16 protein-coding genes are annotated in these 18,517 nt (G+C 69.5%); 5 read left to right on the top strand and 11 right to left on the bottom strand.

Annotation, left to right across the window (positions count from 1 at the left end; all coding sequences use genetic code 11):
* Entirely contained in the window at positions 1-930 is a 930-nt protein-coding gene (locus H7965_RS19725; RefSeq protein ID WP_186772301.1) for a 3-hydroxyacyl-CoA dehydrogenase, read from the top strand.
* Positions 931-1,000: 70 nt separating this feature from the next.
* Here H7965_RS19725 and H7965_RS19720 read toward each other — a convergent pair whose 3' ends face one another.
* The 4 genes from H7965_RS19720 to H7965_RS19705 form a co-directional block, all read right to left on the bottom strand.
* Entirely contained in the window at positions 1,001-1,714 is a 714-nt protein-coding gene (locus H7965_RS19720) for a DUF1028 domain-containing protein (protein WP_186772300.1), read from the bottom strand.
* A gap of 76 nt (positions 1,715-1,790) precedes the next feature.
* Entirely contained in the window at positions 1,791-2,534 is a 744-nt protein-coding gene (locus tag H7965_RS19715; protein WP_229682708.1) for a CHAP domain-containing protein, read from the bottom strand.
* A 515-nt stretch (positions 2,535-3,049) separates the two neighbouring features.
* Positions 3,050-3,400 (bottom strand): RidA family protein, encoded by a 351-nt coding sequence (locus H7965_RS19710; protein ID WP_186772299.1) that lies wholly within the window; start codon positions 3,398-3,400, stop codon positions 3,050-3,052.
* 78 nt (positions 3,401-3,478) lie between these two features.
* The gene (locus H7965_RS19705; protein WP_186772298.1) at positions 3,479-4,453 is read right to left on the bottom strand and encodes a Gfo/Idh/MocA family protein; all 975 of its coding nucleotides are present in this window, start codon (positions 4,451-4,453) and stop codon (positions 3,479-3,481) included.
* Positions 4,454-4,680: 227 nt separating this feature from the next.
* Here H7965_RS19705 and H7965_RS19700 point away from each other — a divergent pair, with 227 nt between their 5' ends.
* Positions 4,681-5,844, top strand: a complete 1,164-nt coding sequence (locus H7965_RS19700) for a glycosyltransferase family 61 protein (RefSeq protein WP_186772297.1) — start codon at positions 4,681-4,683, stop codon at positions 5,842-5,844.
* A 342-nt stretch (positions 5,845-6,186) separates the two neighbouring features.
* Here the strand turns inward: H7965_RS19700 and H7965_RS19695 are convergent, their stop codons facing one another.
* From H7965_RS19695 to H7965_RS19675, 5 genes are all read right to left on the bottom strand, one after another.
* On the bottom strand, positions 6,187-7,449 hold the full coding sequence (locus H7965_RS19695) for an MFS transporter (protein WP_229682709.1): 1,263 nt from the start codon (positions 7,447-7,449) through the stop codon (positions 6,187-6,189).
* 15 nt (positions 7,450-7,464) lie between these two features.
* Positions 7,465-7,890, bottom strand: a complete 426-nt coding sequence (locus tag H7965_RS19690; protein ID WP_186772296.1) for a hypothetical protein — start codon at positions 7,888-7,890, stop codon at positions 7,465-7,467.
* A gap of 84 nt (positions 7,891-7,974) precedes the next feature.
* Entirely contained in the window at positions 7,975-8,481 is a 507-nt protein-coding gene (locus H7965_RS19685; RefSeq protein WP_229682710.1) for a hypothetical protein, read from the bottom strand.
* Between the two features lie 173 nt (positions 8,482-8,654).
* Positions 8,655-9,434 carry an arginyltransferase gene (locus tag H7965_RS19680; protein ID WP_186772295.1) on the bottom strand — a complete coding sequence of 260 codons (780 nt, stop codon included), beginning with the start codon at positions 9,432-9,434 and terminating at the stop codon, positions 8,655-8,657.
* 70 nt (positions 9,435-9,504) lie between these two features.
* Positions 9,505-11,952, bottom strand: a complete 2,448-nt coding sequence (locus tag H7965_RS19675; RefSeq protein ID WP_186772294.1) for a penicillin acylase family protein — start codon at positions 11,950-11,952, stop codon at positions 9,505-9,507.
* Between the two features lie 120 nt (positions 11,953-12,072).
* On the opposite strand from H7965_RS19675, the gene H7965_RS19670 reads away from it, so the two are divergent.
* Complete coding sequence (locus H7965_RS19670; RefSeq protein ID WP_186772293.1) at positions 12,073-13,122, top strand: zinc-dependent alcohol dehydrogenase family protein; 1,050 nt, start codon at positions 12,073-12,075, stop codon at positions 13,120-13,122.
* Between the two features lie 201 nt (positions 13,123-13,323).
* Here the strand turns inward: H7965_RS19670 and H7965_RS19665 are convergent, their stop codons facing one another.
* The gene (locus H7965_RS19665; RefSeq protein WP_186772292.1) at positions 13,324-13,575 is read right to left on the bottom strand and encodes a hypothetical protein; all 252 of its coding nucleotides are present in this window, start codon (positions 13,573-13,575) and stop codon (positions 13,324-13,326) included.
* A gap of 234 nt (positions 13,576-13,809) precedes the next feature.
* Positions 13,810-15,321, bottom strand: coding sequence for an aldehyde dehydrogenase family protein (locus tag H7965_RS19660; RefSeq protein WP_186772291.1), 1,512 nt, complete (start codon positions 15,319-15,321; stop codon positions 13,810-13,812).
* A gap of 122 nt (positions 15,322-15,443) precedes the next feature.
* On the opposite strand from H7965_RS19660, the gene H7965_RS19655 reads away from it, so the two are divergent.
* Both H7965_RS19655 and H7965_RS19650 read left to right on the top strand, forming a co-directional pair.
* Positions 15,444-16,922, top strand: a complete 1,479-nt coding sequence (locus tag H7965_RS19655) for a malonyl-CoA decarboxylase (RefSeq protein ID WP_186772290.1) — start codon at positions 15,444-15,446, stop codon at positions 16,920-16,922.
* Positions 16,923-17,120: 198 nt separating this feature from the next.
* Positions 17,121-18,329, top strand: a complete 1,209-nt coding sequence (locus H7965_RS19650) for a CaiB/BaiF CoA transferase family protein (RefSeq protein ID WP_456308180.1) — start codon at positions 17,121-17,123, stop codon at positions 18,327-18,329.
* Positions 18,330-18,517: the final 188 nt, after the last annotated feature.

Below are 18,517 nucleotides of genomic sequence, written 5' to 3'. Positions count from 1 at the left end.
ATGGAGCGCATCGCGGTAGTAGGGGCGGGGCTGATCGGCCGGGCCTGGTCGATGGTCTTTGCCCGGGCCGGGCTTGCCGTCGCCCTGTGGGACAAGGTGCCGGGGGTGGCGGAGGGCGCCTTGGGCATCATCCGCGACCGGCTGGCCGATTTGCACGCCGCAGGGCTGGTGAGCGAGGCGCCGGCGGCGATCCTTGCCCGCATCACCCCGGCCGCCACCCTGGCGGAATGCGTCGCCGGCGCCATCCATGTGCAGGAGAACGGGCCGGAGCGCCTGGCCCCGAAGCAGGAGCTGTTCGCCGAGCTGGACCGGCTTTGCCCGCCGGAGGTGGTGCTGGCCAGCAGCACCAGCGGCATCCCGGCCAGCGAGTTCACCGGCAACCTGCCCGGCCGCGGCCGCTGCCTCGTCGCCCATCCTGTGAATCCGCCCTATCTGGTGCCGCTGGTGGAGCTGGTCGGCGCACCCTGGACCGATCCCGCGGTGGTGGCGCGCACCCGCGCGCTGATGGAGCGGGTCGGCCAGGTGCCGGTGACCGCCTTCAAGGAAACCAGGGGCTTCGTGCTCAACCGGTTGCAGGCGGCGCTGGTGGCGGAAGCCTTCCGCATGGTGCGGGACGGGGTGATGTCGGCCGAGGATGTCGACCGCTGCGTGAAGGACGGGCTCGGCCTGCGCTGGTCCTTCATGGGGCCGTTCGAGACCATCGACCTCAACGCCCCCGGCGGCGTCGCGGATTACGTCGGCCGCTTCGGCCCGCTGATGGGCGGCATCACCGAGGAGCAGACGCCCTACGACTACGACGCCCCGACGGTGGAGGCGGTGACCGCCGAGCGCCGCGCGGCGCTGCCGCTGGCCGGCATCGAGGACCGCAGCGGCTGGCGCGACCGCCGGTTGATGGCGTTGGTGGCGCATAAGAAGGGCCAGCCGGGGTAGGGCGGAGATGGACCGGCGCTGCGGCACCGGCTGGGCGTGGCGTTGGCGATCGGCTTGCCGGTCGGGACGCTCAAGGCGCCTTCGCCTCCGTCATGGCGGCTTCGACCAGCCGCTCCAGCACCACCCGGTCGAACACGCCCGGGTGGTCGCGGCCGGGCAGGAAGCGGCGGAAATGCACGAAATGCCGTTGTGCCACCGCGTGCAGCCGGCGCAGCTCGGCCAGCGGGTCCGGGTGGTCGTCGGTGCGGATGTCGAGGTCGGGGTATGGGTCGCGGCTGGCCACCTGCAAGGCTGCGGCCTGCTTGCCGCGCCTGTCGCCACCCGCCGCCTCGCCCGCCTCGAGCGCGCTGATGAGCCGGAGGGCGAGGGGCTGGCCGGCGCTGGCGAGGAAGGCATCCCGCGTCGCCACGACCACCTCCGGCCCGGCCAGCATGTTGCCGGCGACCGAGACATCCGGGCCCTGCACCGCGCCGCACCACTCGACGCAGGCGGCGCCGGTGTGCTGGGCGATGCGGCCATCGGCCGAGAGCAGGTGAAGCTGCCGGTGGTCGCGCCCGGCATCGGTGGCGAGCACCGCCTCCAGCGCCGCCTGTGGTGCCTCCCCGGCCCGCAGAAGGTCGAGACCGCGGGGGGCGAGCAGCGGGTTGACGAGCGCCTGGGTGGCGACGGCGCCGACCTCGCCCTCGACCCTTGGGCAGATCGCGCCGACCGCGAAGAAGCAGGTGGCGACGGCGACGCCAAGCTCGCCGGTGGTGGCATCGCGCGCCAGGATGGACCAGGTCATGGTGCAAGGCTGCCATGCCGGCAGCCTGACGCAAGCCCTGACGCTGTGCCGTAGCGCGATGCGCTGCGGCGCCGGATCAGCGGAGGCGGGCCGCCTCGGCGCGCGCTGTCCGCGGCGCCGCATCCGGCATCTCCGCCACCTGCTCGAAGCGGTCGGTGCGGCGGGAGGGCAGGCCGGCGAAGACCGTCTCGGTGTCGGGGCGATTGTGGATGAAGCCGTAGATCGGGTAGGTGCGGCCGAAGCTGCTCTGGTCGTGACCGACCTGCACCTTCACCGCAGTCCAGTCATTGCGGTCGGAGACGTCCACCACCATGACATTCTGCATGATGCTGCCGCGGCGGATGCCGGGGCCGGCCCAATTCGCATGATCGATCAGCAGCTCGCGCGGGCCGAGGATCTGGCGCACCACCGCGACATGACCGCGCGACATGCCGCCGGAGGAGCGGAAGGCCATCACCGCGCCGGGTTCCGGCCGCTGACTACGGGCATAGAGGCCGGCGGCATTGTGCCACCATTGCCCCCCATTGCCGGTGACCTGGATGCCAGAGACGGCGCGGGCGTAGGGCACGCAGGAGATGCCGGCGTAGGTGGCCGTGGTGTGCGGCGGGCGGTGGGAGACCCGATGCAGCATGGCCCGGGCCGCCGGACGGGCGGCGGTCCGTGGCGTCGTGGCGCGGTGCTGCCGCTGGGCCGCGGCGCGTTCTGCTTTGGTGGAACCGGATTGCTCTGGGGCGGCTTTGGCGCCGGGCGCCGTGGCGCCGATCAGGACACAGAATGCCAGGGCTGCTCCCTTCACCCGCATGGTGTCGCCATCCTTCATGCCACCCTTCGCGGCGTCGTGAGCGCGCCGCTGAAATCCGGCGTAACAAGCCGGTGCGGGAGGCGGCAATCCTGGGCGGTGAAACAAGCGGCAACGGCGCGTGATTCGTTGGTTCGGCCTGGGGTTGCAGACTAGGGAGCCGACTATACTCCTAGGGTCTGTCGCAAAATTGAACGAAGCCACGGTGTGCTTGCAGGAATGTCACACTGGAGATCGATCTGTACACGCAACCGTGAGGATTCGCCGGTCCAAGTTGATGCAACCTGCGAGAAAAGCATTAACGCAGTATTTCTCGCAGGAGTTCACATCGGAAGCTTGGCGGCGCCTCACCTGGGTTGGCGATGCCATGGCCGGTCCCTCGACGGGCGCAGGCGGCGGGCGCCTTCGCCAGAGCGGGATTGCGGACGGTTCCGGGCGCCGCAGCCTTCAGCCTGGCCCGCGCGGCTCAGACCGTGCCGCAAGGCCGCGGCGCATCGCATCCGGATGCGGGCGCCACCCGCCGCGGCGGCAGGCGATCAACGGCAGGCGTTGACCATGATCTCGACCCGATGGCGAGGGTCGGCCATGTTGGCCTCGACGCAGGCGCGCGCCGGGCGGCCGGCATCGCCCAGCCATTCCACCCATACCTTGTTCATGGCGTCACGGTCGCGGATGTCCTTCAGCCAGATCTGCGCGCTCAGCAGCCTTGTGTTGTCGGTGCCATTGGCCTCCAGCGCGGCGCTGATCTTCTCGAGCACCTGCCTGGTCTGGCCGGTGATGTCGAGGCTGAGGTCGTCGGCCGTCATCCCGGCCAGGAAGACGAAGTTGTGGTACTCGACCGCGCTCGAAAGAATGGCGTTGCTGCCCTGGCGGGTGATCTTGGCCATCGTTGGAACTCCTCCATTGCGGATCGACGCTTCTAGCCCGCGATTGCCCGGGGTGGAAACACCCGCGGGCCTTGGTGATCACGGCACCGCATAGCGGCTGCCCGCCGCGGCGGCGCCGATCATCGTCTCGAACACCGTGATGCCGTGGACCGCCTGCTCCAGCGGCAGCGGGTAGGCCGGGCCGCCGGCCGCCGCGGCGGCGAAGGCGGCAAGCTCCGCCGCCTCGATGTCGGTCTTCGGGAAATCCTTCGTCCAGCCTTGGCCGGTGACCGGGGTGAAGACCAGCCGCTCCTGCCCCTGCATCTCCACCAGCGCCTTGGTGCCGAACAGCGCCACACGCCAGTAGCGCGGCGCGAGCGACAGGGTGGCGAAGCTGCAGGTGGCGCCGGAGGCGAAGCGTGCCAGCATCGCCGTGGTGTCGTCCACATGGGTCGAGACCCGGGCGAAGGACTGCACCGAAACCTCCGCGATTGGCCCCATCAGGTTGATCAGCATGTCGATCATGTGGATGCCCATGGCACCCATGCCGCCGAGCGGGCTTTCCTCACGGTCCGCGCGCCACATGCCGGGCTGCCATTCGAAGGCGCCGGGGCCGCTGATATGGCCCTCCGCATGCAGCACGGTGCCGAGCGCATCCTCCGCCAGCAGCCGCTTCATCGCGAGCGTCGCCGGCAGGAAGCGGCGGTTGTGGCCGAGCGCCAGCACCACTCCGGCGGCGCGGCAGGCGGTGACCGCGGCTTCGGCGCTGGCGCGGTTCAGGGTGAAGGGTTTCTCGACGAAGACATGTTTTCCCAGTTTCGCCGCGGCGATGATCTGCTCGGCGTGCTGGGAATGCGGGGTGGCGAGGACCACGGCCTGCACCTCGGGGTTCGCCAGCACCGCCTCGTAATCCGGCAGCAGGCGGATGCCCTGCTCGGCGGCCCAGCCCTCGGCCTTGGCCAGGGTGCGGGTGGTGCCGGCGACGAAGCGCAGCCCGGCGTCGTTCCTGCGTTGCACGCTCTCGACCAGCACGCGGCCCCAGCGGCCCATGCCTATGATTGCCGCGTTCAGCATCCTGATTGGTTCCTGGGTATGTGGGGGAAGCATGCTGTGCGGCGGAGGGGTGGTCCAGGGGGGCTTTACCCCCGGAACCCTCCCACTGAGGAGGCAGGCGCCTCCCCGGGCCCAGGCGTCAGTTCACCGGGCAGCGGGTCCATGCGTTGAAGTGTATGCCGTTAGCCGCGGAATTTTCCGGATAACAAATTAGTGCGATAGCCGAAGGAAATCGATATCATGCCTATATGGGACATATCCATCCTGGAACTTTGCCTGTTCAGCTCGTCACTGCGAATGATTCGATCATCGCTGACGACAAAATCCTCCTCCATCCGGCTGGGGATGTCATGGTAAAGCCCATATTGGGGCACGTAAGTAATGCTAAAAATTCCAATATTCGCAGAGTCGACAGAGAAATATTTTCTAAATTCGATCCAATTCAAATGTGCATTGTAAAGAATGTCATTCTCCATAACGAAAAAATTGTGATAAAAGATGGTCGATTCATCGTCGATAATTTTATCTCCACGGCAAATGATCTTGTCGCAATATCCGGCTTGGCGGACCGGCTTCGCACCGCCGCCTCAAGATTTGCGGGGAAGCCCGACGAGGCCGACTTTACAGTAGCCGATGACGAATGCGTCCTACTCGCGAACAACTTTGGTAGTGGCACCTGGGGGCATTGGTTGGCTCAGATACTGCCGAAATGCCTGATATTCGTGAAGGCGGTTCCGAATGGTAAGGTGGCGCTGCCAAGATCCTATTTTGGATCCGGACGATTCCGCAATTTCGGCCAGGCCGCCTTCGCACTTGGCCTGCGACCGGAACAGGTCATCCAGATCGACCGCGAGAAGAATTACCTAATCAAAAACGCCGTCTTTATCAATGCGATACATCGCGGTCCAATTCTTCATCCCGCCGCCTTGGAGGTCTTTGATGCGCCGGACAAGGAGTACAAAAGTATCTCATGTTCTGAAGAAAATGAAAATAAATGCTCCTTGAATCGAATCTATATTGATCGTCCAGAACAATATGGCAGGGGTATGGTCAACGCGGATTCGATACGAAATTTAATTCATTCTAACGGATTTACTTTAAAAAAGCTTGCTGAAGAGGATTTCATTTCCCAGGTTGCGCATTGGAGGAGGGGTGGTGTCTTTTGTGGGGTTCTTGGAAGTGATTTCACCAATATTCTATTTGGTTCGAAAGGTTCATCGGTAATTTCCATTACACCGCATTGGTTTGGGGATAGTTTTTTCTTTGGTCTATGCGCAATGCGTGGCCTAGTTTGGAATGAATTGTTCTGCGGTGATATCGTCAAGGAAGCGAAGGCGCGTCATCGTTCTGATTTCAAGGTCGATGAAAAGCAGCTTGATCATTTTCTATCGGTGGTCCTGCGTGGTCTTTAGATGAACTACCTCAACCTCTGCCCTATACAGCGTGGATGACAATGCCAGTGATGCCCGGACGGCTTTGAGGTAGTGATCCACCTGCCGCTCCAGCCCACCGGCCAGGGCTGAACCCGGTCCGACGCCTGCGGGCACACCTACTTCAGCTATCCCGTCTCGGGTAGTCACGCCCGAGGGAATCAGTCGCCAGATCAAACTGTGGCCAGAGCGGCAGCATCCATGGCACCCACAAAGCGGTCATCCGCATCTTCTTCCAAGATTAGAATGAAAATTCAACCTGCGGGGCGCGATACTCCGTCTTCATCTGATCCTCGGCCACTGTCTCGAAACAGAATATCGATGCTACTCTTGCCCTCGCCTTCGCGCGGGCGCCGCCCCCTCCAGCTCCCGCACCATCACCGGCATCCGGGTGATCCCCCAGCCCACTACCAACAGCGCCAGGCACATCGCCACGATCGTCGGCCCCTTCAGCCCGAAGGCTTCCCCCGCCGCGCCCAGCGCCAGCGCCCCGGTCGCCGGGCAGGCCCGCACGATCAGGCCCCAGAGGCTCAGTACCCGCCCGCGCATCGCCGGATCCGCCGCGCTCTGCACCAGGGTCTGTGCCGAGATGCCGTGCATCGAGGTCGAAGCCCCCATCAGCACCGCGCAGGCCAGCGCCAGCGGGAACCACGGTGAGGTCACGAAGGCCACAGTGAACACCGCCTGCGCCGCGATCGCCCCGACCGCCAGCCGCGTTACCCCGGTCAGCCGCCCGCGATTCGCCACCCACAGCCCGGAGATCAGGGCACCGATGCCGATCGCCGCCGTCAGCATCGCCAGCCCATCGGGGCCGCGGCTGAACAGCCGGTCGACATAAGGCGGTAGGATCTCCTGCACGCCGCGCACCAGCAGGTTGGCGACGGCGGCAAAGATCAGCAGCGGGCCGATCCCCGGATGCCGTCCGGCGTAGCGGAAGCCGGCCACCGTATCGGCCAGCACGCTTGCCTCCGGCGCATGGCCGCGGCGCTCCGCCGGCGGCACCCGCAGCAGCGGCATGGTGAAGGTCGCCATCAGATAGGCCAGGCAGTTGAAGGCGACCGCCGGCACCACCCCGCCCCAGGCGATCATCGGTCCGGCCATCGCCGGCCCGATGAAGCGCGCGACGTTGAAGCACAGCGAATTGCAGGCCACCGCCGCCGGCAGGTCGGCCCGCGGCACCAGCGCCGGCATCAGGCTCTGCCGCGCCGGCTGGGCGAAGCTGGCGGCGATGCCGGAGCACACCTCCAGCACCAGCAGCAGGCCGATGGTCAGCTCGCCGGCGGCCAGCAGCAGCCCGACCGTCGCCGCCTGGGCGGCGATGGCCATCTGCGAGACCATGGTCAGCCGCACCCGGTCCACCCGGTCGGCGATGGCCCCGGCAAAGGGGCTGAACACCACGGCCGGCGCCAGGTCGCAGAACGCCACCATGCCGACCCAGAAGGCGCTGCCGGTCATCTGCCAGGCCAGCCAGGTCACCGCGATGCGGTGGACCCAGAGCCCGGTCCAGGAGACGACCGATGCGACGAAAAACAGACGGGCGTCGCGATGCGACAGCGCGCGCCCGAGCGCGCCGAAGCCGAGGGCCACGCGGGGGCCCCGGCCCTAGCGCTGCGGTGCGGTGCGGGTGTTCTCCTGCACGCAGTCGGCGGCGATCCGGTCACGCTCGAAGATCCGGCCGAGCCGGTCGGTCTCGGTGCGCTGGGCGTAGATGCTGGCCTGGGAGCCGATGCGGCTGTCGCGCTCATCCTCCCGCATCAGTTGGCCGCGGTCGCGGGTGGTGATGATGCGGTCGGCATCCCGCCGGCAGGCGGCGGCCAGCGCCGCCTGGTCGCGCACTGCTTGGTCCGGGGCCGGGGCGACGTAGGGCCGGGCAGGCGCGGCCGGTGTGGCAACGCCCGGGCGCGGCTCGGCGAAGGTCGGAGAGGCGGGAACGACCGCCGGGTCCCGGCCACCGCAGGCGACGAGACCGAGCAGCGCGACCACCGCGAGGCAGACAGGGGGAAGCGGGCGGGGTGTCGGGCGGGTCATGCGCGGTTCTTCTTGGCAGGTGTGAAGGTCGGGTCGCCAGGAGAGGTCCGTCCGCGGCAGCGGCCGGGATAGCCTGCGCCGACCTCAGGCGATGCGGTGACGGGCACCGCCATCGGCCAGCGTTCGCGACAATAGCCGGGTCACCCTGGATTCGTCGAACCGCGCCGCGGCGTTGAGCGGCACCGTCGCCGCCGCCGCCAGCAGGGAGGGGTGCAGGTCGATGCCCTCGGCCGTCACGTCGAAGAACCCGGCCAGGGCCCGCGCGCGGGTCAGCAACTCGATCAATGCCAGCAGCCTGAGGCAGAGCGCGAGGCCGGGCAGGGAGTCCAGCCCGGTGGCGCGGTCTATCGCCTCCGCCCAGCAGCCGGCGTCGGGGTCGGCGATGGCGATCTCGGTGCGGGCGCCATCCGGGCGGGGGAAGACCAGCACCCGCCGTGGTCCCCATTGCCGCAGCGCCGCCGCCCGCCGGGCCAGGGTCCAGGCGGAGAGCAGTTCGCCGGGCGGGACGTCGGGCAGCGCCTCGGGCGGCACGGGGATGGCGTAGGTAAGGGCGCCATCGGGCGCCGCCGCCACGCGGATACGGAAAGCCATGGCCGCAATGTGCCGCCGCGGCGCCGGTGGCGCCACCCGGCGGAGGGAAAAGTTTAATATTTGTTCCGTTTCGGTCTGGCCCCGACAGGCTGCGCCGCCAGCGCGCCGCCATGCCGTATCGCTAGCGGAATGCCCCTGGGCGCGGCCTGCAATCCGGCGGCGCCGCTTTCCGTCTAGCCTGCGGATTCCTTCACCGCCACGGCGGCTGCCTCCGCGGCCGGGGGGGCCTCCGGATCCTGCAGCACCCGCCAGGTGCCGCCGATCAACACCTCGCTGGGGCGGAAGCGGCTCTTGTAGGCCATCTTGTTGCTCTCCGGCACCCAGTAGCCAAGGTAGACATAGGGCAGGGCCAGCGCCCGCGCCCGCTGGATCAGCCAAAGGATCGCCCAGGAGCCGAGCGAGCGCCGCGCCGCCACCGGCTCGAAGAAGGAGTAGACCGCTGAGAGCCCGTCGCTCAGCCAATCGGTGAGGCAGGCGCCAAGCAGCCGGTCCTCGGGGTCGCGGAATTCGATCATGCCGGTGGTGATCGGCGTGTCCTCGACCATGGCGCGGTAGTCGTAGAAGCCCATCGCCGCCATGTCGCCGTCGCCGTGGCGGGCTTGCTGGTAGCGCTGGAACAGGGCGAACTGCTCGGCTGTGGCGCGGGCCGGCATCTCGAAACCGCCGACATCGGCGTTGATCCGGGCAAGCTTCCGCTGTGCCCGGTTGGGCTCGAATTGCGGCACCATGATGCGGATCGGGATGCAGGCGGTGCAGCCGGGGCAGACCGGCGAATAGGCGATGTTGTGGCTACGCCGGAAGCCGGCGCGGGACAGCCGGTCGTGCAGCGGCTCGGCCTCGGGGCCGGTCAACTCGGTCACGATCTTCCGTTCCGTCCGGCCAGCCAGGTAGGGGCAGGGCAGCGGCGCGGTGGTGTAGAAGAATTGTGGCCGGCGGTTGGGGCGATGGAGCATTGGTGTCTTCAGTCTCGGGGCGTCTGGCGCAGGAATCAACCGCCGGATTGCCGCCGGGTTCAGCAAACCCTCATGGAACCAGCGCGAGATGGCCGCCCGCCCCCTCCGGCAGCCGTCCCAGCCGGGTCGGCCGTCCGTCGCGCCAGCCCGCCAGCAGATCCCCCCAATGGGCCGAAAGCGGGTTGCCCGACTGGCCGGTGGCGATGCTGGCGAGCGTGGCGTCCGGGTCGGCGAGGTCGGCCACCAGCCGCAGCCCGGCGCCATGAACATGCGCCCAGCCGTTCGGGCCGACTCCACCGCGCGAGACGGTCCATTCATCGCCGCCGGTCGCCGCCTCCAGCCGCGCCCAGTCGGCGAGCCAGGGGATCAGCCGCAGCAGCGGGTGCTCGAATCGCGCCACATGCACCTTCCCCCAGCGCCAGGCCGCCGGATCGGGGCCGAGGTCGGCGGCCAGCCCCGCCACCGCCTCCTCCAGCGCCCGGCCGGCAAGGCCGCGGCAATCGCCGTCGCACCACGGCGCACCGCGGCCATCCGGGGCGAGCACCAGACGGAGGAAGCCGCTCCGTGCGGTCCAGGCCCCGGCCGGCACGCCCCCCGCCGCCAACGCCCGCCGGCCAAGCTGGCGCAGGAAGGCGTTCAGGATCAGCGGCTCCGGCCGCTCTGCCCTGATGTCGCCGTCCCAGCCCAGCAGCAGGTCGAGCGCGGTGCCGGCGGTGCCGGCCGGCCGCGGCAGGCTGCGCAGCATCCCGTCGGGGGCCAGCACATCCCGCGCCAGCAGGGAGACGGTGTCGCGCTGCATGGCGGCGAAGCCGGCGGCGTCGTGCGTCGGCGCGGCGCCGAGCATCTCGCCGATCCGGCGGAACCGCCAATCCTCGAACCAGTCGCGGCCGAGGAAGGCCGGGTGGTCCGCCGGCGCCACCCGGTTGTTGGCATTGGCCAGCGCGCCGCTGGCCGGGTCCTCGACATGCGGCAGCGTGTCGAAGGGCAGCCAGCCGGTCCAGTCATGCCCGCCATCCCAGCCGGGGGCGGGCAGGGTGCCGTCGCCGGCCCGCCGCAGCGGCGTGCGGCCGGTGAGATAGAGGGCGATCCGCCCCGCCGTATCCGCCACCGTCAGGTTCTGCGACGGGCTGGTGATCAGCGCCGCCGCAGCCCGCGCCTCGGCGGCCGATTGCGCCCGGTTCAGCGCATGCAGCCCGGCGGCGGCGGTGTCGCCGGCGGCGAGGTTGGCCATGGCGACCGCCAGCACCGCGTCGCGCGGTGGATCGGCATCGAGGTCGGAGACCACCGGCCCGTGCCGCGTCTCCCGTACCCGCAGCACCACCGGATCGGCGCCGCGCACCGCGATGACCTCTTCCCGTATTGTGAAGGGGCGGGGGCCATCGGGAGTCTCGTAGGCATCCGGCCCGGCCAGCCGCTCCACGAAGACGTCCTGGGTGTCGGAATGGGTGGTGGTGAAGCCCCAGGCGAGGTGGCGGTTGCGGCCGATCACCAGCAGCGGCACGCCAGGGCTGGTGGCGCCGGCCAGCATGGCGCCATCGGCCAGGTCGATCCGCGCCAGGTACCACAGGATCGGCGCCTGGAAGCCGAGATGCGGGTCGCTCGCCAGCAGCGGCGCGCCGGAGGCGGAGCGCCGCGCCGCCACCGCCCAGGCGTTGCTGGCGGAGGCGGGCAGGGTGCCTTGCTCCGGGAAGCGCGGCAGGGCGGCGGCCAGCCGGACCAGATGCCCGGGGTCGAGCGCCGCGCCCTGGTCCGGGATGACGGCACCGGGCTGGCCGGGGCTGGTGTCCTCCGGCCAGAGCTCGGCCAGCCGCTCCGGCGGCAGCAGGGTGGCGAGCCGGGCGCGGTCCAGTTCCTGCCGCCAGTTGCCCGAGAGCCAGAGGCCCATCACCTTGCCCCAGAGCAGGCTGTGCTCCGGCCGCCAGGGCTCCGGCGCGCCGAGCAGCAGGAACTCCGGCGCGACGAAGCGGCCGCGCGCGGCGATCCAGGCGTTCACCCCCTCGGCATAGGCCTCCAGCAGGTCGTGGGTCTCGGCCGGCAGCGTGGCGAGGTCGGCCGTCGCCCGCTGTGCCAGGCCGAGGGTGCGGGTGAAGCGGTCGCTGCGCAGCGCGCTGCCACCGGCGATCTCCGCCAGCCGGCCGGTGGCGCCGCGGCGCATCATCTCCATCTGGAACATCCGGTCCCGCGCATGCAGCAGGCCAAGCGCCATGGCGGCGTCGCGCTCGATGGCGGCGGCGATGCGAGGGATGCCCGCGGCATCGAAGCCGATCTGGACCGGAGCCGAGAGGCCGGGCAGGCGCAGCGTTTCCTGCGTCGCCGGCAGGGTCCACCACAGCGCCGCGGCGCCGCCGGCCAGGGCCAGCAGCGGCAGCAACAGCAGCACGGCGAGCCCGCGCTTCAGCCAGCGCAGCACCGGCCGCGGCCGGCGGTGGCGATGCCGCGGCCGGCGTGCGCGGGGTGTGCTGCTGCCAGGCCGGCGCGGCGGGCCGGAGGGCGGCGGTGCGGTGAGGCGTCCATCCATGTGACGCACCATGCGCATCCTCCGGCGGCTTCGTCCATCGGGTGACGCCGGCGGTCCCCGGGCTTCACGCGCGGTGCCGGCTCGGCCTAGCATGGCGGCAAGACCATTGGAGGAAGCGCGATGCGTGGCGTGGTGTTCACCGGCGACCGGCAGCTCGAGATCATGACCTTTCCCGACCCGACGCCGGGCGCGGGCGAGGTGGTGCTGGAGATGAAGGCCTCCGGCATGTGCGGCAGCGACCTGAAGCATTACCGCCGGCCGCGCGGCGTGCGGCAGAACAACGGCCTCGCCGCCGCCGAGGGCCCGGTGATCGCCGGGCACGAGCCCTGCGGCGTGGTCGCCGCCATCGGCCCCGGCGTCGATCCGCGCCAGGCGCAGGTCGGGCAGCGGGTGATGGTGCACCACTACCAGGGCTGCACCACCTGCGGCCATTGCCGCACCGGCTGGCAGCAGCTCTGCCAGAAGACCAGCGTGAAGGTCTACGGCAACAACAACCACGGCGGCCACGCCAACTACATGTGCGTCCCGGCCAATACGCTGGTGCCGCTGCCCGAGGAACTGAGCTTCACCGCGGGCGCCGCCATCTCCTGCGGCACCGGCACCGCTTATGGCGCGCTGCGGCGGATGAATGTCTCGGGCAACGACACCCTCGCCATCTTCGGCCAGGGGCCGGTGGGCCTGTCCGCCACGCAGCTGGCGACCGCCATGGGCGCGCGGGTGATCGCCCTCGACATCTCGCCGCAGCGGCTGGAACGCGCCCGGGCCTTCGGCGCGGCGGAGACGATCAACCCCTCGAACGTCGATCCCGTCGCGGCGATCCGCGAGCTGACCCACGGACTCGGTGCCGATCTGACGCTCGACACCTCCTCCTCGCCGCAGGCGCGCATCCAGGCGATCCGTGCGCTGAAGGTCTGGGGCACCTGCTGCTTCGTCGGCGAGGGCGGCGAGGTGACGATCGACGTCTCGCCCGACATGCTGCGGCGGCAGGCGACCGTCATCGCCTCCTGGACCTTCTCCAATGTCGGCCAGGCGGAGTGCGCGCAGTTCATCATCGACCGGAAGCTGAACGTCGACAGCCTGTTCACCGACCAGTGGAAGCTGGACCAGGCAGAGGAGGCCTATAAGCTGTTCGACCAGCAGAATACCGGGAAGGGCGTGTTCCTGATATAGCAGGCTGCGGAAGAACCCGCGGCCGGGCGCAAGCGCACTCAGTCCCCTCATGGCCGGGCGTGACCCGGCCATGCAACCCCTTGCTTTCGAGCCGGAAACCGGAGGCGCGGGTCAAGTCCGCGCATGACGGGGACGCTGCGCTTCGGCGTTCTTCTGCGTCCTGCCGGAGACGCATGGGGCCTGTGCCCGGCGCGGCCGGGTTCAGGCTGCGCCGCATTCCGTCATCGGCAGCGAATGAGGCGGCGGCGGAGCCGTCTTGCCACTGCCGATCCAGCGGGCGGCCATCGAGAACCAGAGGCTCGGGGTGGCTGAGGCGCCCTGCGCCGGGTGCGAGATATCGGCATGCTCGACGGTGTGCTGGGCGTGGGGAGGTTGGGATGTCATGGCGGCCTCGGCTGCGGCAAGGCCCGCACCATGACGACGCCATGCCGTCTGGTCGGTGTCCTGGCGCACAGCCGGTCGCCGGATGCGATTGCCGGCAGGACGCGTGGACACCCGCCTGGACCGGCCCCTCCGCCCCATACTGGCGACGGTTGATCGCGCCCGACCAACCGGCCCCCGATGCCGGACGTCGCGCCACCAGGCGCGACCCCCTGGAAACCGTCTGCGCGGCACCCGCCACGGCCTCGGCATGAATGGAACATCCATGCCGCAAGTATCGCTCCAGCGGGATGCCGCGGCGGCAGGTCAGTCCATGTTCACCATGATGGTCTTCTTGTGGGTGAAGTGCTCCAGCATCGCCTCCAGCGAGGCCTCCTTGCCGAGGCCGCTGCTCTTCACCCCGCCGTAGGACAGGTTGGCCTGCACCACGAGGTTCTGGTTGATCTGCACCAGCCCCGCCTCCAGCCGATGCGCGAGGTCCAGCCCCACCTTCAGGTTGTTGGTCCAGAGGCTGGCAGCCAAGCCGTATTCGCTGTCATTCGCCTCGGCCAGCACCGCCTCGGGGTCGTCGAAGGGCGCCATGACGGTGACCGGGCCGAAGATCTCCTCCCGCACCAGACGGCTGTCGGCGCCGAGGCCGGTGAAGATGACCGGCTGGATGAACAGCCCCTTCTTCAGCGCAGGGTCGCTCGGCATGGCAGAGCAGACCAGGGCGGTGGCGCCGGGCGTCCTCGTGCCCTCCTCGATGAAGCCGCGCACCTTCTCCAGCTGGCCCTGGCTGACGATAGTGCCGATGTCGGTCTTCTCATCCAGCGGGTCGCCCATCACCATCCGGTCGACCGCATCCTTCATCGCCTTGACGAAGCGGTCGAAGATCGGCCGCTCGACATAGATGCGCGAGGCCGCGGTGCAGCTCTGCCCCTGGCGGGTGAAACGCATCGAGGTCAGCGCGCCGGCGACGGTCTTGTCGAAGTCACAATCGGCGAAGACGATCATCGGCGACTTGCCGCCGAGTTCCAGGGTCACCGGGATCAGCTTCTCGGCCGCCGCCTTGGCGACGATCTTGCCGGTCTCGACGCTGCCGGTGAAGGTCACCTTGCGGACCAGCGGGTGGGAAACGAGCGGCGCGCCGCATTCCGGGCCGAAGCCGGAGACCATGTTGAACACGCCGGGCGGAAGGATGCGGTTCATCAGCTCGCAGATGCGGAGCACCGCGAGCGGCGCTTCCTCGGCCGATTTCACCACCACGCTGTTGCCCGCGACCAGGGCCGGCGCAACCTTCAGCGCCATCAGCAGCATCGGCACGTTCCAGGGGATGATGGCGCCGACCACGCCGAGCGGCTCGCGCACCGTCACGCTGAGGACGTTCGGCGCGAAGGGCACGCTCTCGCCCTTCAGCTCGGAGCCGAGACCGCCGAAGAACTCGAAGATGTCGGCGACCACACCGGCCTCGACCCGGCTCTCGGTGCGCAGCGCCTTGCCGGTTTCGAGCGCGATGAGCTTCGCCAGCTCCTCGACATGCTCCTTCAGCAGGGCGGCGCAGGCATGCACCATGGCGCCGCGCTTGCGGGCCGGAACCTTGGCCCATTCCTTCTGCGCGCGGGCGGCATTCTGCACCGCGGCATCGACATCCGCCGCATCGCCCTCGGCGGCCTGGGCCACCTCGGCGCCGGTCGCCGGATTGACCACGGCGAAGGATTTGCCGTTGCGGCCGGGGACATAGCCGCCGCCGATGAAATGAAAGCCCGACATCGACTTCGCCAGCGCGAAGGGATCAAGCGTCGGGGGGGCCGGGGTGGGGTGGGGCCGGTCGAGCATGGGTTCTCCTCCCGGGGAGCATTCAGGGGCGGCGACCATGGGCCGCCGGGCTGCGATCGGCAAGGTGGGCCGTACCGCCGGGGCCGGGCTAGACTATCGGCTGAACAGGAGCATTTCAGCGCATGGCGTCCATTGCCCCCGGTCTTGTCGATCCCCGTGGCTGGCTCGAACGCATCTGGTCCTCCGTCGCCGACCGTGGCCGCGCCTATGCCGATGTGCCGGCCGCCTCGCTGCCGCCGCTCGACCGCGCCCGCCGGCTGGCAGAGACCCTGCTGTCGGAGCGCGGCGAGGCCTCCGGCGCCGCCGTCGCCCGGGCCTTGCAGGATACCCTCGCCAGCCTCGGCGCCGAGGAACGGCTGGGCTTCTACCGGTTCATCGCCGAGGGCTTCACCCCGGATGTGGAGCGGTTGCGCGCCGCCGCCGAGGCTTGGCTGGCCAGCCCCGACGCCGCCACCGCCGCCCGCCTGGCCGATGCCGCCGAGCCGCCGCGGCAGGAGTTGCTGCGGCGGATGAACCACTGTCCCGGCGGTACCGCGGCGCTGGTCGGGATGCGCAAGGAACTGCTTGGCCTGCTCCGCGCCCAATGCGACCTGCGCCCGCTGGACGCGGATCTCAGGCACCTCTTCGCCTCCTGGTTCAATCGCGGCTTCCTGGAGCTGCGGCGGATCGACTGGCAGACGCCGGCGGCGGTGCTGGAAAAGCTGATCGACTACGAGGCGGTGCACGAGATCCAGGGCTGGGACGACCTCCGCCGCCGCCTCGCCGCCGACCGCCGCTGCTTCGCCTTCTTCCATCCGGCACTGCCAGGGGAGCCGCTGATCTTCGTCGAGGTGGCGCTGGTGGAGGGCATGGCCGCCGCGGTGCAGCCGTTGCTCAGCCGCGATAGCCGGAATGGGGGCCGGGGCGGCGATGCGGCGCGGGCGGATACCGCAATCTTCTATTCCATTTCCAACTGCCAGGAGGGGCTGCGCGGCATCTCCTTCGGCAATTTCCTGATCAAGCAGGTGGTGGAGGAGCTGAAGGCGGAGCTGCCGCAGCTGACCCGCTTCGCCACCCTCTCCCCGGTGCCGGGCTTTCGCCGCTGGCTGGAACGGTGCCTCGCCGCGCCGCCGGAGGAGGGTGCCTTCCTGCCCGAGGAAGCGGCGGCCCTGACCGCCGCCGCGGGGGTGGCGGAGCCGGTCGAGGCCTTCCAGGCGCTGACCGCCGAGGGCTGGCCGGACGACCCGGCGCGGGAGGCGGCGCTGCGCCCGGTGCTGCTGCGGCTGGCTGCCGCCTACCTCACCCGGCCGAATGCCGGCATGGGCGGGATCGACCCGGTCGCGCGCTTCCACCTTGGCAACGGCGCCCAGCTGGAACGGGTGAACTGGCTCGGCAACCGCGCCGCCCGCGGGCTGCAGGAGAGCTACGGCATCATGGTCAACTACCTCTATGACCGGGAGGCGATCGAGGCGAACCACGAGGCCTTCATCCGCTCCGGCCAAGTGGCGCGCTCGCCGGCGGTGGAGGTGCTGCTGACGCCGCCGCGGCCAGCCCCGGCCGGGCGCTTCGCCCTCGGCCGGCTGCTGGGCGGCGAGGAGCGGGGGGCGGCGAAAGCGGGTTGAGCCGGGCTGTAGGGGGCCGTCATTTTCCGCTGTCCTTCCGTGGCTTTGCTGCGGAAGGCTGAGCCGGGGCGCGGATCGTGTGGCAAGCCGGGCCTCCAGGAAATTGCGCAGCGGTTTTGCGGGGAACGCCGACCGGCCTATGCCGCACGCCGCATCTGGGGCATGACAGCGGCGATCCGGAGTGCCGGGAAGGAGATGATGATGCCTGAGCCGAGCGGCCCCCTGAAGGGTCTTCGAGTCCTCGACCTCACCCGGGTGCTGGCCGGCCCCACCTGCACCCAGATGCTGGGCGACCTCGGCGCCGAGGTGATCAAGGTCGAGCGGCCGGAGGCCGGCGACGACACCCGCGGCTTCGCCCCGCCCTTCGTGCCGAACACGAAGGAAAGCGCCTATTTCGTCGGGGTGAACCGCAACAAGAAATCGGTCACCCTCGACATCGCCAAGCCCGAGGGCCAGGCAATCATCCACAAGCTGCTCGCCCAGTGCGATATCCTCGTCGAGAATTTCAAGGTCGGCGCGCTGGCGAAATACGGCCTCGGCTGGGAGCAGCTGAGCAAGCAGTATCCGCGGCTGATCTACTGCTCGATCACCGGCTTCGGCCAGACCGGCCCCTATGCGCCGCGGCCGGGCTATGACGCGCTGATCCAGGCCATGGGCGGCGTCATGTCGCTGACCGGGGAGCCCAAGGGCTCGCCGCAGAAGGTCGGCGTGCCGGTCGCCGATCTCTTCGCCGGGCTCTACGGCTGCATCGGCATCCTGGCGGCGGTGAACCACCGGCACGCGACCGGGCAGGGGCAGCAGATCGACATCGGCATGCTGGACACCCATGTCGCCTGGCTGGCCAACCAGGGGATGAACTACCTGGCGACCGGCGAGAATCCGCCGCGGCTCGGCAACCAGCATCCGAACATCGCACCCTACCAGGAATTCCCGACCAAGGATGGCTACATCATCCTGGCGGTCGGCAATGACCCGACCTTCGAGCGCTTCTGCAGGGCTTTCGGCCAGGAACACCTGCTGGGCGACCCGCGCTTCGCCACCAACCCGATCCGCGTCGCCAACCGCGACCTGGTGACCGAGACGCTGACACCGGTGATGAAGTCGAAGACCACCGCCGAATGGATCGGGCTGCTGGAGGCGCAGAAGATCGGCTGCGGCCCGATCAACACGCTGAAGGAGGTCTTCGCCGACCCGCATGTGGTGGCGCGGAACATGGTGGTCGAGATGCCGCATGCCTCGGGCGAGACGGTGAAGGTCATCGCCAACCCGGTGAAGCTCTCGGCGACGCCGCCCGACTATCGCAGCCCGCCGCCGGTGCTCGGCCAGCACACGGAGGAAGTGCTGGGCGGGATGCTGGGGCTTTCGGCGGCGGAGATCGCCGCGCTGCGGGAGAAGGGCATCCTTTAGGCGGCGCAGCTCGGCGCCACCGCGTTGTCATGGCCGGGCTTGACCCGGCCATCCATCCGCCGGGTTCCCCTACCTTCCGCCGGATGCACGGCTCATGTGCGTGCATGACGGAAACGAGCGCTTCTCCCTTTGTGGGCAGCGTCCGCGACCGCCTGCGCCGGATGATCCCGGCGGCGTGCCGCGCGTTG

This window comes from Siccirubricoccus deserti (genome assembly GCF_014283215.1).
Taxonomy (GTDB): Bacteria; Pseudomonadota; Alphaproteobacteria; order Acetobacterales; family Acetobacteraceae; genus Siccirubricoccus; species Siccirubricoccus deserti.
This window is presented reverse-complemented; position numbering and strand designations above follow the sequence as displayed.